The sequence below is a fragment of the Janibacter limosus genome, from assembly GCF_004295485.1.
In the GTDB taxonomy this organism is placed as follows: domain Bacteria; phylum Actinomycetota; class Actinomycetes; order Actinomycetales; family Dermatophilaceae; genus Janibacter; species Janibacter limosus_A.
On sequence record NZ_CP036164.1, the window covers coordinates 3368057 to 3381405 of the forward strand.

Genomic DNA, 13349 nt, shown 5'->3' on the forward strand with positions numbered 1-13349 from the left:
GAATCGATGAGGATCTTCGTCAAACCTCAACGCGGCGACCACCAACCCATGACCTTCCTCCGAGAGTCTGTCCGTATGCTGGCTGAAGGTCGGCGCCAGGAAGGAGTCTCCCGATGATGTGGAACCAGGGCTGCGACATGATGTGGCTGGGCATGACCGCGGGGGTCCTCACCTTCTGGGTGATCGTCGTACTCGCCGTGCGTGCCCTCTTCCCCGGGCAGAAGAGGGCCGGCTCAGAGCCCCCTCGACCTGACGCCTTGACGCTTCTGGACGAAGGGCTGGCCCGCGGTGACCTGAGCGTCGATGAGTACGAGAAGCGACGTCATCTGATCATTCACGGCCGCTGACGTGCGTCGGCACATCGACACTTGGAAGGGAACTATGAACACCATCACTCGCCGTGGCCTGCTGATCGGCGGCCTCGGTGCCGCCGGCACAGTCGGTTTGGGAGCCTATGCCGCCACCCAGGGATCGAGTCCAAGTACACCGAAGGGCCCGTTCGGTGCCCCGACGCCTGTCTCACCTGACCGTGGCCAGGCGGTGGTGACCAAGACGTTGACCGCCAAGCCGATCACCCTCGACCTGGCGGGCCGCACCGTCTCGACCTGGGGATACGGCGACGCCGTGCCGGGCCCGCTTCTGCGAGCCAACGCCGGCGACTTCCTGCGCGTCACTCTCGACAACCAGCTGCCGGACGAGACCACCATCCACTGGCACGGTATTCGTCTGCGCAACCAAGCCGACGGGGTCCCCGGCATGACCCAGGACCCGGTGAAGCCAGACGCCTCCTACGTCTACGAGTTCACTGCGCCCGACCCGGGCACGTACTTCTTCCACCCCCACGTAGGCGTCCAGCTCGACCGTGGGTTGTACGCCCCGTTGATCATCGACGATCCGAAGGAGCCAGGGGACTACGACACCGAGTGGGTCCTTGTCCTCGATGACTGGATCGACGGAACGGGCACCACACCCGAGCAGGTCCTGGATGAGCTCGTGGCCAATGATTCCGGATCCGGTGGCATGGGTGGCATGGACCACGGCGAGATGGATGGCATGAGCCGAGGCACCACGGACGAGGCCGGGCCTTGGGGTGACGCCGGAGATGTGACCTATCCCTACTTCCTCATCAACGGGCGCCCGCCCGCAGACCTTGAGACGCTCACTGCCAAGCCTGGGCAGAAGGTTCGTCTGCGATTCATCAACGCCGCCTCCGACACCATCTTCGCCGTCGCTCTCGGAGGGCATCGGATGACGATCACGCACAGCGACGGATTCCCTGTCCAACCGACCGAGACAGATGCGTTCTACATCGGGATGGGTGAACGGTACGACGCGATCGTCACCCTTGGCGACGGGGTCTTCCCCTTGGTGGCCAAGCCGGTCGGCAAGACCAGCGGTGGCCAGGCCATGGCCCTGATCCGCACCGGAAGCGGCAGTGCACCCGGTGAGGGCGCCAACCCACGAGAACTGTCCGGGAAGGTCCTCATCGGCTCCGACCTCCGACCCACCCAGGCTGCCAAGCTACCCAGCAGGACTGCTGATGCGACCACGCGGCTGACCCTCACCGGATCGATGCAGCCCTACGCGTGGGGGATGAACGGGGCGCCGTTCGGCGAGAACGAACCGTTGACCGTCCAGGCCGGGCAACGACTGCGGATCAACGCCACCAACATGACGATGATGACCCACCCGCTGCACGTGCACGGGCACACCTTCGCCCTGCCCTCCGGGCTCAGGAAGGACACTGTCCTCATGGCCCCGATGCAGTCATTCGCCATCGACCTCGACGCTGACAACACAGGTGACTGGATGATCCACTGCCACAACATCTACCACGCCGAGGCTGGCATGATGATCGCCCTGAAGTACACCACATGAGGCCCCTTCGACGACGTGCTGTCCTTGGTGTCGCTACCGCCGCTGTCGTGGCGTTGCTGGCCGCCTGTTCGTCCACCTCCGAGACCGGGACGCCCCAGTCCGCCGGTAACCAGTCGTCGACCCCTGCAGGAGGCGCTGCGGCCGAACAGCCCACACCCATGCTTCATGTTCACGGGATCGCCCGACATCCGCTCACCGGCGACCTTCTCGTGGCCTCACACCAAGGCTTGTTCCAGAAGGTCGATGGCAAACTCGCCCGCATAGGGCCTGCCATCGACCTCATGGGCTTCACCATCGACGACGACGGCACCCTGTACGCCTCCGGCCACCCAGCGCCCGGCACCGATCTGCCCCAGCCAGTCGGTCTCATCACATCCCAGGACACAGGCCGGACCTGGCAGGTCGCTTCACTCGGTGGACGCTCGGACTTCCACGCCCTGACGGTCGGCCCAGACGGCGTCATCGGGTTTGACGGAACGCTCCGACACACCAGCGACAACACGACCTGGACCACGCGGGACATCCCCTCGCCGCCACGAGTACTGGCCGCTTCTCCCACGTCCGGGAAGTTGCTGGCCACCACCAGCGCCGGCCTGCTCATGAGCCAGGATCAAGGGGCGACCTGGAGCTCTCTCGACCCACCGCAGACCGCCGTCCTCGTCGCTTGGGCCGACGAAGAGACCATCGTGACCTCGTCAGCCGCAGGAAGACTCGCAACCAGCAGGGACGCCGGCCAGACCTGGACCCTTCACCCCAGGAGCATCGGTCAGGCCGAAGCGCTGTGGGCGGGCCGCACCAGCGACGGGCAGCTGGAGATCATCGCGTCTGTCGAAGGGCAGGTGATCAGCACCAAGGATGCAGGAACTACCACCCAGACGTTGGTTCAGTGACCTGTCGTCGCCGTCCCTGTGCATCAACGGGTGGCCTTCATCGAACCTCAACGAGAGCGGGGTCGAATCATCATCTCGCGACGTGAGGGTGGATGTGTCCGCAAAACATTTGGCGAAGGAGTCCCCATGACCCGACTTGCACGGCGCGCTGCCCTCGTGGTCGCGACAACCCTCACCGCAGGCACCTTGGCTGCCTGCTCCAGCGGCTCGGACGGATCCATGTCCGGGATGGACCATGACAAGACACCGATGAGCACCAGCGACACGTCCACGGCGGCGGATGGCCGGCAAGGTGACATCATGTTCGCCCAGATGATGATCCCCCACCACGAGCAAGCGATCACGATGGCCGACCTCGCTCTCGACCCTTCCGCCAAGGCATCACGGCAAGTCCATGACTTCGCCAAGGACATCAAGGACGCCCAAGACCCAGAAATCCAGACGATGGAAGGTTGGCTCAAGGACTGGGACGCCCCCACCCCAAGCTCTTCCGGCATGGACCACGGGTCCGGGATGATGACGCAGGATGAGATGTCCAAACTCGAGTCGGCCACTGGCGCCAAGTTCGACAAGCAGTGGCTCACCCTCATGATCAAGCACCATCAAGGCGCCGTAACCATGGCAGAGCAAGTTCTCACCACGACCGAGGACAACGCAGTCAAGAGAACGGCCAAGAGCATCGTCAAGGCCCAGAAGGCCGAGATCAAGGCCATGCAACGCGAACTCTGAGCGCGGCATGGCCTTGGCGAGTTCGGCCGGCCGGATCACGGTGGGCGCGCGACCCGCTCCCGATAATCGGTCAGGTGAGCGAGGTGATCAACTCGCGGCAGGCCTGCTCGCACCGCCGGCACGCCTCGGCACAGACGCGGCAGTGCTCATGCATCGAGGCATGCTCCTCACAGCTGTCACCGCACGACTTGCAGGCTGTCGCACAGGCCTCGAGGAAAGCCCGCGTGACGTTGGCGTCGTAACCTGTGTGGCGCGAAAGCGCTGAGCCGGTCGTTGTGCAGATGTCCGCGCAATCGAGATTGGCGCGGATGCATTTGGTGAGATCAGCGACTGTGTCCTCACTCAGGCAGGCGTCGGCACAGGCGGTGCACGTCTGGGCGCACTCGAAGCAGGCTTGGATGCACTCGATCAACTTGGCTCTGTCGATGCCACCCAGATCTTTCGGGTAGGTCTCGAGCATCTGCTCCACGGTGTGCATGTCTGTACTCCTTCATCAAATGGGGCGACGCGACAACGGTCCATGCGGCGCGTCGACGAGAGTCCTTGGGCTACCCCAGTGAGGTATGCCGAAACCTGCTCGTCTGGCACAGGAGCGGACAGCTGCTGGGCTATGTGCCCACGGTTGGTAACCATGCCCTGGTTCATGATGTCGGGACCTTGCTCGAACTCGTCCTGCTCCATCCGACGCAGCCGTACATACTGTCAGGGGGTAGTGGTATGAAGGTTCACGAGGAGAAAAGCACGAAGGATGGGAGTTGGCATGACGGCGGTCCATCGGAAGGTTCACGCGGCAGCGACTGCTGCGGCGGCAATTGCGCTGCTGGCAGGGTGGGGAGGAACGGCCGAAGATGACGCGACGCAGTCACCACAGTCGTCGATGACGTCTGACTCGTCCGCGTCCAGCAGTGGGACCAGCGAGGCTATGGGTGGTCACAAGACTGATGGCGGAGCTCCCCCAGAGGGTATCGAGCAGGCGAGTTCGCCGACGTATCCCGTGGGCACGAGGGTGACGTTGACTGCTGACCGCATGCCGGGGATGAAGGGGGCCGATGCGACCATCTCGGACGCCTTCGACACGACGGCCTACTCCGTCAGCTACACGCCCACGGAGGGCGGTGAGCGGGTCACGGACCACAAGTGGGTCGTTCACGAGGAGCTGGAGGACGCCGGCGACGCGCCATTGGAAGCGGGTACCGAGGTCGTCCTGGCTGCCGATCACATGGCCGGCATGGATGGCGCCGAGGCGACGATCGACAGCTCGACCGACGAGACGGTGTACATGGTCGACCTCACGATGGATGGCATGAAGATGACAAATCACAAGTGGGTCGTGGAGAGCGAGATCCAGCCAGCCAAGTGACCGGAACGGTGAGATGCTGCTGAGTGCGAAGGTCGTGGCAGACGACGCCCCCTTTGCGTCGATCCTCTGCTGCCTCACAGAAGTTTGTTGTCTACAGGTCAAGAAGGGCGGATCGCGGTGTACGGGATCGTGGCCATGGCGCTAGTGGCTGTATTCGCTGTCGCGTTCCTCTATGCGCTCCACCGGGCTGTCAATGTACTGGCCGAGCCACTGACGGTGCTCCCGGCGCAGTCGGGGTGGCTGCCCCAGGAACATGCGCTCTCCCGATTCCACGCCCGCTGGTATCCCGCCTCCATCGTCTTCCTCGCCTTCGACGTCGAGATGCTGTTCATGTACCCGTGGGCAGTGATCGTGGCCGAGGAAGGGATGACTGCGGTGGTGGAGATGTTCCTCTTCCTCGGAGCCCTGCTCATCGCCGTGACGTGGGCCTGGCGGGAGGGGGTCTTCCGATGGGCCTGACCCGAATCCTCGCCCATCTGGCGGTCAACTCCACCCATGTCCTGATCGTCGAGGCACCGGGTCACTGGCTCACGCGCGTGGAGCTCGAGCAGCAGATGGCGCTCCGAGGCTGGCGTGCGGCATGGACGCCGGCAAATGCGGACGTGCTGGCCGTGTGCGGTGTGCCAGGTCCCGAGCTGGCAGAACTCGCGGAGCGCCTGTGGGAACAGATGCCCGGCCCACGGGCGCGCGTCGACGTCGCCTCGCCGGCAGTTGTGGGTTCTACTCTCGAGGACGCGGCAACGCTCCTTCTCGATACCCCGTATCACCGGGCGGATGCCCGGGAGAGGGCGCAAGAGCCTCGGATTCCTGAGGACCACGGTCAAATGGGCCACGGTGGGCACGAGGGCATGGACCACGGTGGTCACGAGGGCATGAACCACGAGGGCATGGACCACGGTGGGCACGAGGGCATGAACCACGAGGCCATGGACCACGAGGGCATGGACCACGCGGGCCACGGGGGTCATGGCGGGATGGACATGGCCCCGGCCGGGATCGCGCTGGCCCAAGGTGGTCAGGACCGGGACGGTCTGGAGATGGATGTCCTGCATCTACCGCTCGGTCCCGTGCTTCCGTTTTGGCCGGCTGGGCTGGCGCTGCTCTGCTCGCTGCAAGGTGATGTCGTCGTCGACGCTGCGGCGTCCGTCGTTGACGGTGCGGGCCACGCAGCCAGCAGCAAGGAGCCCCAGACCCCACCAGTGCCTGCCTCTGCAGTGCGGTGCGATGGAGTCATGGCGCTGCTGGCGTTGGCCGGGGCGGATGACGCGGCCGCCCGTGCTCGCCGGGCCCGGGACGCCCTGGTGCGTGGCGATCAGGGTGCCGCCCGGGATGCCGTCGAGCGGTTGCACCGTACGGTGCGGAGATCGTGGTTGCTGCGCTGGTCCCTGCGGGGGGTGATGGTCCTCGATCCGTCCGATCTGGCACGGCACGACCTGCCGGAGGTTTGCCGAGGAGACGCCCACGACCGCCTGTCGTCCCTGGTGGAAGGGCTCCGGAGCGAGGTATGCGGCGCAGTCCCGGCGGCCGTGGAGTCTGGCGCAGTGCCGTGGGAGAGGATGCCGCAGCTGGTGACCGGGTTGGAGCTGGCCACCGTGCGTCTGGCCGTGGCCAGCTTGAATCTGGAGCCGTTCTCGACCGTCCAGGAGACGAGGCATGCCTGAGAGTGGGGTGGTGATCGTTGCTGTGGGGTGGGCCGTGCTGGCCGGCATCCTCCTGTGCGCTCTGGCCTACGTCGCGGTGACTCTCGATGCCGTGCTCTCGGCCCGGCAGCTGGGTGTGCGCGGCGGGTGGACCGCGCCCCTGAGCCGCGCTGCGCGGCTGTTGCGGCAACGCCGACGCACCACCGTGGCCGCGGACACCCTGCTGTGGCGAGTCGGCGGCGCCGGGATGTTCATCGGCGCGTTCTTGACGGTCGCGGTCATCCCGATGGGACGGTGGGTGCTGGCCGATCCCGATGTGGGCATCGTGTGGTTCAACGTCGTCGACGTCATGGTCTGGGCCCTGGTGTGGCTGACCGGGTGGGGCGCAAACTCCGCCCACAGCTTGGTGGGCGGCTATCGCTTCCTGGCCCATGGACTGGCCTACGAACTGCCGCTGATGTTCGCCCTGGTCGCTCCGGCGATCGCCGCCGGCAGCCTGGGTGTCGGGGACGTGGTGGCCGCCCAGGACGGCGCGTGGTTCGTGGTGTGGATGCCGGTCGCCTTCCTCGTCTACCTGGTGGGCGTGACGGGGTTCTCCGTGTGGGGACCGTTTGCTCCCGCGCTGGCAGCGGACATCGCCGGCGGGGTGCTGGCCGAGCTCTCGGCCGTGGACCGTCTCGTCTTTCAGGCTGGGCGCTACCTGTTCCTAACCGCTGGAGCGGCCTTCTCAGTGCCGCTGTTCCTGGGCGGTGGCGCCGGGCCGGTGTTGCCCGGCTGGGCTTGGGTGCTGGTCAAGACCGTGGTGGTGTTGGCCGTGCTGGTATGGCTGCGCCGAAAGGTTCCACTGTTGCGCCCGGACCGGTTCATGGAGATCGGGTGGATGGTGCTGCTCCCGGCGGTCGTGGCCCAGGACCTATTGGTGTCCCTCATCGTCGTCCGGGGAGGGTGACCCGTGCTGATCGGAGTGGCGTTCTGGGTGGTGGCCGTGATGGCCGTGGCCTCGGGCGTGGCCGTGTTCGTGGTGAACTCCATGGCACGAGCCACGTATGCCCTAGCCCTGTCGTTCATCGCCGTGGGAGTGCAGATCCTTCTGCTGGAGCAGGGCTACCTGGGGTTGATCACAATCTTGATGATGGTGATGGAGATGGCGGTGATGGCCGTCTACATGGTGATGTTCATGGGGATGAATCCTGCGCTGATGCCCATGGACATGACCCACGGGAAGAAGACCGCTATCGGTGCATCGGTCGGAGCCTTCGTGCTGCTGGCCAGTGGTGCGCTGTTTATCCCTTGGCCGCAGCGCCGTGGCGCCGCTTCCGAGGATCTCACTCGCGCGCTCGGTCTGGAGATCATGGGCGAGAAGATGCTGGTCATGGCCGTGCTGGGACCGGTCATGGTCGCGACCATCGTGGCCGGGGTGGTCCTGGCTACCCACCGCACCCGCTATGAGCGGTTCGGCGACGATCTGCGCCGCCACCCGGCCAACGACCCCCGACAAGGAGGTGTCGGCCGGTGACCCTCGAGGCTGTGCTGGTGGTGGCTGCCGCCCTGTTTGCGGTGGGCCTGTATGGCGCCCTGTCCCAGCAGGTCGTCGTGATGGTGATGATGGGCCTTGAACTGATGATCAACGGGGTGCTCCTGGCTGCCGCCGGGTTCTGGTTCTTCTTGGCCCCGGACCCGACTGGGCAGGTCCTGCTGCTGGTGGTGCTAGCCGCGATGACGGTGGAGATGGCCATGGGCTTCGCGGTGGCCACGCTGCTGCACCGACGGGCACAGACGGACATGACCGACATGGCCGAGGAGCTGTCCGGATGAGCGGGCCCCAAACTGCGCTGCTGGCGATGGTGGTACTCCCGGCCACCGTGGGTGGCGTGCTCGCCCTCGCCCGCCCGCACCGTGGTGCGGTACCGATCGCGCTGGTGACCTCCGGGCTCACGACTGTCTTGGCGTTCGCCACTGCGCTGGCGCGGCCGGCCGTGTCCTACCCCTTCGTTGCCGGCGCCGACTTTGCCCTGGACGTCGATGCCCTCGCGGCGCTGGTCGTGCCGATGGTCGCCACCGTGACCTTCCTGGTGCTGATCTTCGCGGCGGGAAACATCCGGGAGTCCCGGGCTCGATTCCACGGGCTGATGCTCATCTTCGCGGCGGCCGCCCTGGTCACGGCGACCGCCGCGACCATCCCGGCGCTGCTGTTCGCCTGGGAGGTGATGGGCGCGACCTCCTACGCCCTGATCGGGTTTTGGTGGCGCGACTCCGAGCGTGTCTCAGCGGGGCTGACGGCCTTCATCACGACGCGCACAGCTGACTTGGGCCTCTACGTCGCTGCGGGCGCTGCCCTGGCCGGTGGGGCGGGCATGGCCTTGGCTGACCTGCCGTCCGCGCAGGGGCCGTGGCGGGATGTCGCCGCCGCCGGGATCCTGGTGGCGGCACTGGGCAAGGCAGCGCAGCTGCCCTTCTCCTTCTGGCTCTCCGGAGCGATGAAGGGCCCCAGCCCGGTCAGCGCGCTGCTGCACTCCGCTGCGATGGTCGCCATGGGTGGCTACCTGCTGTTGCGCGTGGAGCCCCTGTTGGCCGCGACCGGGTGGGCCGGTCCGCTGACCGCGTGGGTCGGCGTGCTCACGGCGGTGCTCATGGGGCTGGTGGCGTTGGCGCAGCGGGATCTCAAGCAGTTGTTGGCCGCTTCCACGGCCGCCCAGCTGGGCTTCGTGGTGCTCGCCGCCGGTGTCGGCGCGGTCAGTGGCGGCGTCGCCCACTTGGTGGCGCACGCCTCGGTCAAGGCACTGCTGTTCCTGGCTGCGGGCGCCTGGCTGACCGCGTTGGGGAGCGAGGACCTGACGAAACTGCGGGGTGTCGCCCGTCGGTGGCCGGTCGTGGGGGTGGCCGCGAGCGTGGCGGCGCTGGCTCTGGCCGGGATCGCACCGTTGTCCCTGTGGGCGACCAAGGATGCTGTGCTCACGGCCGCGCTCGAGTCATCCCCGTGGCTCTACGCTGCAGGACTGGTCGCCGCGGCATTGTCGGCCGCCTATGCCGGCAAGGCCCTGTGGGCGATCTGGCGGCGCGGTGCCCGCGCCGAAGCGCGGGCCGACGACGCCGGCGAGGTAGGCGCCTGGGAGCAGGCCCCGCTGGTCGTGTTTGCCGTTGGCGCGGTCGTGCTGGGTGTGCTCGCCCTGCCTCCGATCAGTGGCATGCTCGCCGGCGCCCTGGGCGGCCACGCTCAGATCCCGACCGTCGAGCTGGCCGTCTCTGCCGTGATCGCAGTGGTCGTGGTGCTGCTGATGCTGCGAGTGCGTGCCCCCGCGCCGAGGTGGGCTCGGCGGTGGCTGGGGCTGGAAGCGGCGGCGCAGGCCGTCGTGGTGCGCCCGTCCTTGACCGTGGCGCACGCTCTGGCGCGGTTCGACGACCACGTCCTGGACCGGGCCGTGAATGCCGTGGCCGGGTCGGTCCCCGTGCTGGCGCGGTCAGCTGCCCGCGTCGACGACCACGTCCTGGACCGGGCCGTGAATGCCGTGGCCGGGTCGGTCCTCATGCTGGCGCGGTCAGCTGCCCGCGTCGATGACCACGTCCTGGACCGGGTCGTGTCGGCTATCGCCGGCCGGGTTCGCCGACTCGGGCACCTGGCGCGGGCCCCGCAGACAGGGGCCATCCACCAGTACTTCCTCCAGACCGTCGCGGTACTGGCCGCCGGCGCCGTGGTCTGGTCCGTCTACGCCGTGATGGGTTGAGCATGCTGAGTCTGATCGTCTTCCTTCCCCTGGCCGTCGCCGTAGTCGTGGCTGCGGTTCCCTCGCTCGGCGCCGCGGCCGCGCGGTGGGTGTGGGTCGCGGTCAGCGCCGTGGAGGTGGTGCTCGTCGGCGTCCTCTGGGCCGGGTATGAGGATCCGGGGCCGAACGGGTTGGCGTTCGAGGAGCAGGTGCCGTGGATCCCGGGGGTCGGCAGCAGCTACCACGTCGGCGTGGACGGGCTCTCGTTGCCGCTGGTGGCCATGACGGCGGTCATCTTCCTCGCGTGCGCCGTCTACGCTCTTCGGGACGGTGAGCGGCCCCGCGCGCAGACGGCTCTGTTCCTGTTCCTGCAGGGCGTGAGTCTCGGGGTGTTCGTGGCTGCCGACCTCATCGTGTTCTTCGTCTTCTTCGATCTGTCCATCGTGGGCATGTACTTCGTCATCGCTGGGTGGGGTCACGGGAATGCCGCCCGTTCGGCACTGAAGTTCTTCCTCTACACCTTCCTGGGGTCCCTCGCCCTGCTGCTGGGCTTCATCGGCCTGTACGTGGCCTCGGATCCCCACACCTTCGACATCCCCGAGCTCGTCGCGGCCACGCCGCTGGAGGACAGCCCGCTGGCCGGAGGGCTGGTGCTGGCGGCGATCCTGGTGGGTCTGGCCGTGAAGACCCCCACCGTGCCCTTCCACACCTGGCTGCCCCCCGCCCACACCGACGCCCCGGCCACCGGCTCGGCGGTGCTGGCCGGGGTGCTGCTGAAGATGGGCACCTATGGCTTCGTGCGCATCGCCATGCCGATCCTGCCCGAGGCGTGGCGGGCATGGGCCTGGGTGATCGTGGTGGTCGGCATCGTCTCGGTGCTGTACGGAGCATTCGTGGCACTGGCCCAGACCAACCTCAAACGCATGATCGCCTACACCTCCGTGAACCACATGGGCTACATCGTCCTGGCCCTGGGCGCGGTCGGCCTCATCGCCGGTGACACCGCCCAGGCCCGTTCGGTGGCCGTCACCGGCGCGGTTGTGCAGATGGTCAGCCATGGGCTGATCGCCGCCGCGCTCTTCCTCCTGGCCGGGGTGATGCGCACCCGCGCCGGCACCTACGACATGGGTGCCTACGGTGGCCTGGCTACACCCGCGCCGCGTTTCGCGGCACTGTTCGCGATCGCGGCGTTCGCCTCGTTGGGCCTGCCCGGGTTGTCCGGGTTCATCGCTGAGTTCCAGATCTTTGCCGGCAGCATCGCCGTCGCCCCGGTCACCGCGATCGCTCTGCCGGGCATCCTCGTCACTGCCGCCCTGTTCCTGTTAGCGCTGCAGCGAGTCTTCACCGGCCCCACGCAGGGCCAGTCGCCCGGGTTCGCGGACCTGCACGGTCGAGAGCTGTGGTCGATCGGCCCACTGCTGGCCCTGTCCCTGCTCATCGGCGTCCTGCCGCAGTTACTGCTCGGGGTCATCGAGCCGGCCTCGGCCGCCCTTGTCGACCTGGTCGGCAGGTAACCGTGGACGCCTCGATGCAGATGCGCCCCGAACTGTTGCTCCCGGAGATCCTCACCTTCCTCGGTGGCCTGATCGTCCTGCTGGGCGGCTCGTTCCTGCCCAGACATCGGCAGTGGATCGCCCGCGCCGTGGCCGCCCTGGCGCTACTGGGTGCCGCGACCGCGGCGGCCCTGGCCATGGCCGGGCCCGCGCAGACCGCATTCTCGGGAACCTTCGCCGTGGACACCGCCACCGGCGCCGCCCGGGTGATCGCCGCGTTGGCCACCCTGCTGGTCCTGGGCGTGGCCTCCGGAGAGATCGCCGACTCCCCCCGGGAGTCCGACACCTACGCCCTGCTGCTCTTCGCCACCACCGGGGTCATGGTCCTGGCCGCGACCACCGACCTGCTCGTGCTCATCGTCGGATTCCTCCTGGCCAGCATCCCCCTGTACGGGATCGTGGGCCTGACCGGCGGTCGCTCAGGGGCCGAGGCCGCCATGAAGACCTACCTCATGGGTGCGCTGTCCGGGATCCTGCTCATGCTCGGGGTCACCCTCCTCTACGCCCTGACCGGCGCCACCGACTACGCCCGGCTCAAAGACGAACTACCTGGCGCCCCGGCCGCAGCCGTGGGCGCGGGCGTGTTGTGCGTGCTCACCGGGCTGCTGTTCAAGGCCGGCGGAGCGCCCGTCCACTTCTGGATCCCCGACGCCGCACAAGGCACCGGCGTGACCGCCGCGACCTTCCTCACCACCGTGCCCAAGATCGGAGCACTGGTGGCCATCTACCGGTTCGTGGCCACGATCTCTGCCGGGAACGAGACATGGTTGATCGTCACGGCAGCCCTGGCCACGGCCTCGATGTTCCTGGGCAACCTCGCCGCCTACTGGCAGCGTGATCCCCGCCGGCTGCTGGGCTGGTCGACCGTGGCCCAGGTCGGGTTCCTCCTCGTTCCTGTGGCCGCCGCCGGCCGCAGTGACCTCGCCCTGCCCTCACTGCTGTTCTATCTCGCCGCCTACGCCCTGACCAACGTGGCCGCCTTCGCGGTCACCGCGGCCCTTCCCGAGCGCCGAGACCTGACCGCCTACCGCGGGCTGGTCCACGAACGCCCCGGGCTCGCACTCGCCCTGCTCGTCGCACTGCTCGGCCTAGTGGGCACCCCACCGACGGCCGTGTTCGTCGGCAAGCTCACCACCGCCACCGCCGCTTGGGACGGTGGACACAGCTGGCTGGCCCTGCTCGTGATGCTCAACAGCCTGCTCAGCCTCTTCTACTACCTCCGCTGGTTCGGTCCCGTCTTCGCCCGCCCCACCCAGGAATCCGCGACCCGTCGCCGCACGGGCGGGGACGCCTGGGCTGCCGCCACCGCCGGTGTCGCCGCCACCGCGAGCCTGGCCCTCGGGATCGTTGCCGGCACCCTGTGGACGGCTCTAGAGGGGCCGTTGCTGCTCTAGTGTCGCGTTCCTGAAGTGCTTGGGGGCTTAGCATCTGGAGAGCGCTCCTGATGCAGCAAGTGGCAGACAACTTGCTGTTTGTTGCTGCGGATCGGGACGTCGTACTTGTCTAAGGATGCGGCATCAAGTGCGACGTTGAACGTAGCGGTTCGGTGTGAGTGGAAGCAGTGACTGCGCTCTAGGGGGTCCCATGCTCGTGCCATG

General features: G+C 67.4%; 14 protein-coding genes. 13 read left to right on the forward strand and 1 reads right to left on the reverse strand.

What is annotated here, in order from left to right:
* Nucleotides 1-113: 113 nt before the first annotated feature.
* The 4 genes from EXU32_RS16180 (at nt 114) to EXU32_RS16195 (ending at nt 3497) form a co-directional block, all read left to right on the forward strand.
* The gene (locus EXU32_RS16180) at nt 114-347 is read left to right on the forward strand and encodes an SHOCT domain-containing protein (RefSeq protein WP_068326527.1); all 234 of its coding nucleotides are present in this window, start codon (nt 114-116) and stop codon (nt 345-347) included.
* A 34-nt stretch (nt 348-381) separates the two neighbouring features.
* Nucleotides 382-1878: a multicopper oxidase family protein gene (locus EXU32_RS16185; RefSeq protein WP_130630832.1), complete on the forward strand. Its 1497-nt coding sequence runs from the start codon at nt 382-384 to the stop codon at nt 1876-1878.
* A 158-nt stretch (nt 1879-2036) separates the two neighbouring features.
* On the forward strand, nt 2037-2768 hold the full coding sequence (locus EXU32_RS16190) for a F510_1955 family glycosylhydrolase (RefSeq protein ID WP_242612826.1): 732 nt from the start codon (nt 2037-2039) through the stop codon (nt 2766-2768).
* Nucleotides 2769-2894: 126 nt separating this feature from the next.
* The gene (locus EXU32_RS16195) at nt 2895-3497 is read left to right on the forward strand and encodes a DUF305 domain-containing protein (RefSeq protein WP_130630834.1); all 603 of its coding nucleotides are present in this window, start codon (nt 2895-2897) and stop codon (nt 3495-3497) included.
* 70 nt (nt 3498-3567) lie between these two features.
* Here the strand turns inward: EXU32_RS16195 and EXU32_RS16200 are convergent, their stop codons facing one another.
* Nucleotides 3568-3975, reverse strand: coding sequence for a four-helix bundle copper-binding protein (locus EXU32_RS16200; protein WP_130630835.1), 408 nt, complete (start codon nt 3973-3975; stop codon nt 3568-3570).
* A gap of 282 nt (nt 3976-4257) precedes the next feature.
* On the opposite strand from EXU32_RS16200, the gene EXU32_RS16205 reads away from it, so the two are divergent.
* The 9 genes from EXU32_RS16205 to EXU32_RS16245 all read left to right on the forward strand — a co-directional run bounded on the left by EXU32_RS16205 (nt 4258) and on the right by EXU32_RS16245 (nt 13145).
* Nucleotides 4258-4857, forward strand: coding sequence for a YdhK family protein (locus EXU32_RS16205; RefSeq protein ID WP_130630836.1), 600 nt, complete (start codon nt 4258-4260; stop codon nt 4855-4857).
* Nucleotides 4858-4974: 117 nt separating this feature from the next.
* Nucleotides 4975-5316, forward strand: a complete 342-nt coding sequence (locus EXU32_RS16210; RefSeq protein WP_207233832.1) for an NADH-quinone oxidoreductase subunit A — start codon at nt 4975-4977, stop codon at nt 5314-5316.
* The gene (locus EXU32_RS17560; protein ID WP_242612827.1) at nt 5307-6518 is read left to right on the forward strand and encodes a hypothetical protein; all 1212 of its coding nucleotides are present in this window, start codon (nt 5307-5309) and stop codon (nt 6516-6518) included. The genes EXU32_RS16210 and EXU32_RS17560 overlap by 10 nt, the downstream gene beginning before the upstream one ends.
* The gene (locus tag EXU32_RS16220; protein ID WP_130630837.1) at nt 6511-7446 is read left to right on the forward strand and encodes an NADH-quinone oxidoreductase subunit H; all 936 of its coding nucleotides are present in this window, start codon (nt 6511-6513) and stop codon (nt 7444-7446) included. The genes EXU32_RS17560 and EXU32_RS16220 overlap by 8 nt, the downstream gene beginning before the upstream one ends.
* Before the next feature lie 3 nt (nt 7447-7449).
* The gene (locus EXU32_RS16225; RefSeq protein WP_130630838.1) at nt 7450-8013 is read left to right on the forward strand and encodes an NADH-quinone oxidoreductase subunit J; all 564 of its coding nucleotides are present in this window, start codon (nt 7450-7452) and stop codon (nt 8011-8013) included.
* Nucleotides 8010-8312 carry an NADH-quinone oxidoreductase subunit NuoK gene (locus EXU32_RS16230; protein WP_068326552.1) on the forward strand — a complete coding sequence of 101 codons (303 nt, stop codon included), beginning with the start codon at nt 8010-8012 and terminating at the stop codon, nt 8310-8312. The genes EXU32_RS16225 and EXU32_RS16230 overlap by 4 nt, the downstream gene beginning before the upstream one ends.
* Nucleotides 8309-10219, forward strand: a complete 1911-nt coding sequence (locus tag EXU32_RS16235) for an NADH-quinone oxidoreductase subunit 5 family protein (RefSeq protein ID WP_130630839.1) — start codon at nt 8309-8311, stop codon at nt 10217-10219. Before EXU32_RS16230 ends, EXU32_RS16235 begins: the two co-directional genes overlap by 4 nt.
* Before the next feature lie 2 nt (nt 10220-10221).
* Nucleotides 10222-11712 (forward strand): complex I subunit 4 family protein, encoded by a 1491-nt coding sequence (locus tag EXU32_RS16240; RefSeq protein WP_128277191.1) that lies wholly within the window; start codon nt 10222-10224, stop codon nt 11710-11712.
* A gap of 2 nt (nt 11713-11714) precedes the next feature.
* Entirely contained in the window at nt 11715-13145 is a 1431-nt protein-coding gene (locus EXU32_RS16245; RefSeq protein WP_207233833.1) for an NADH-quinone oxidoreductase subunit N, read from the forward strand.
* Nucleotides 13146-13349 lie beyond the last annotated feature (204 nt).

Coding starts and splice junctions, on each gene's coding strand:
- EXU32_RS16180 (WP_068326527.1), top strand. CDS start 114: ATGATGTGGAACCAGGGCTGCGACATGATGTGGCTGGGCATGACCGCG.
- EXU32_RS16200 (WP_130630835.1), bottom strand. CDS start 3,975: ATGCACACCGTGGAGCAGATGCTCGAGACCTACCCGAAAGATCTGGGT.
- EXU32_RS16185 (WP_130630832.1), top strand. CDS start 382: ATGAACACCATCACTCGCCGTGGCCTGCTGATCGGCGGCCTCGGTGCC.
- EXU32_RS16190 (WP_242612826.1), top strand. CDS start 2,037: ATGCTTCATGTTCACGGGATCGCCCGACATCCGCTCACCGGCGACCTT.
- EXU32_RS16235 (WP_130630839.1), top strand. CDS start 8,309: ATGAGCGGGCCCCAAACTGCGCTGCTGGCGATGGTGGTACTCCCGGCC.
- EXU32_RS16195 (WP_130630834.1), top strand. CDS start 2,895: ATGACCCGACTTGCACGGCGCGCTGCCCTCGTGGTCGCGACAACCCTC.
- EXU32_RS16220 (WP_130630837.1), top strand. CDS start 6,511: ATGCCTGAGAGTGGGGTGGTGATCGTTGCTGTGGGGTGGGCCGTGCTG.
- EXU32_RS17560 (WP_242612827.1), top strand. CDS start 5,307: ATGGGCCTGACCCGAATCCTCGCCCATCTGGCGGTCAACTCCACCCAT.
- EXU32_RS16205 (WP_130630836.1), top strand. CDS start 4,258: ATGACGGCGGTCCATCGGAAGGTTCACGCGGCAGCGACTGCTGCGGCG.
- EXU32_RS16240 (WP_128277191.1), top strand. CDS start 10,222: ATGCTGAGTCTGATCGTCTTCCTTCCCCTGGCCGTCGCCGTAGTCGTG.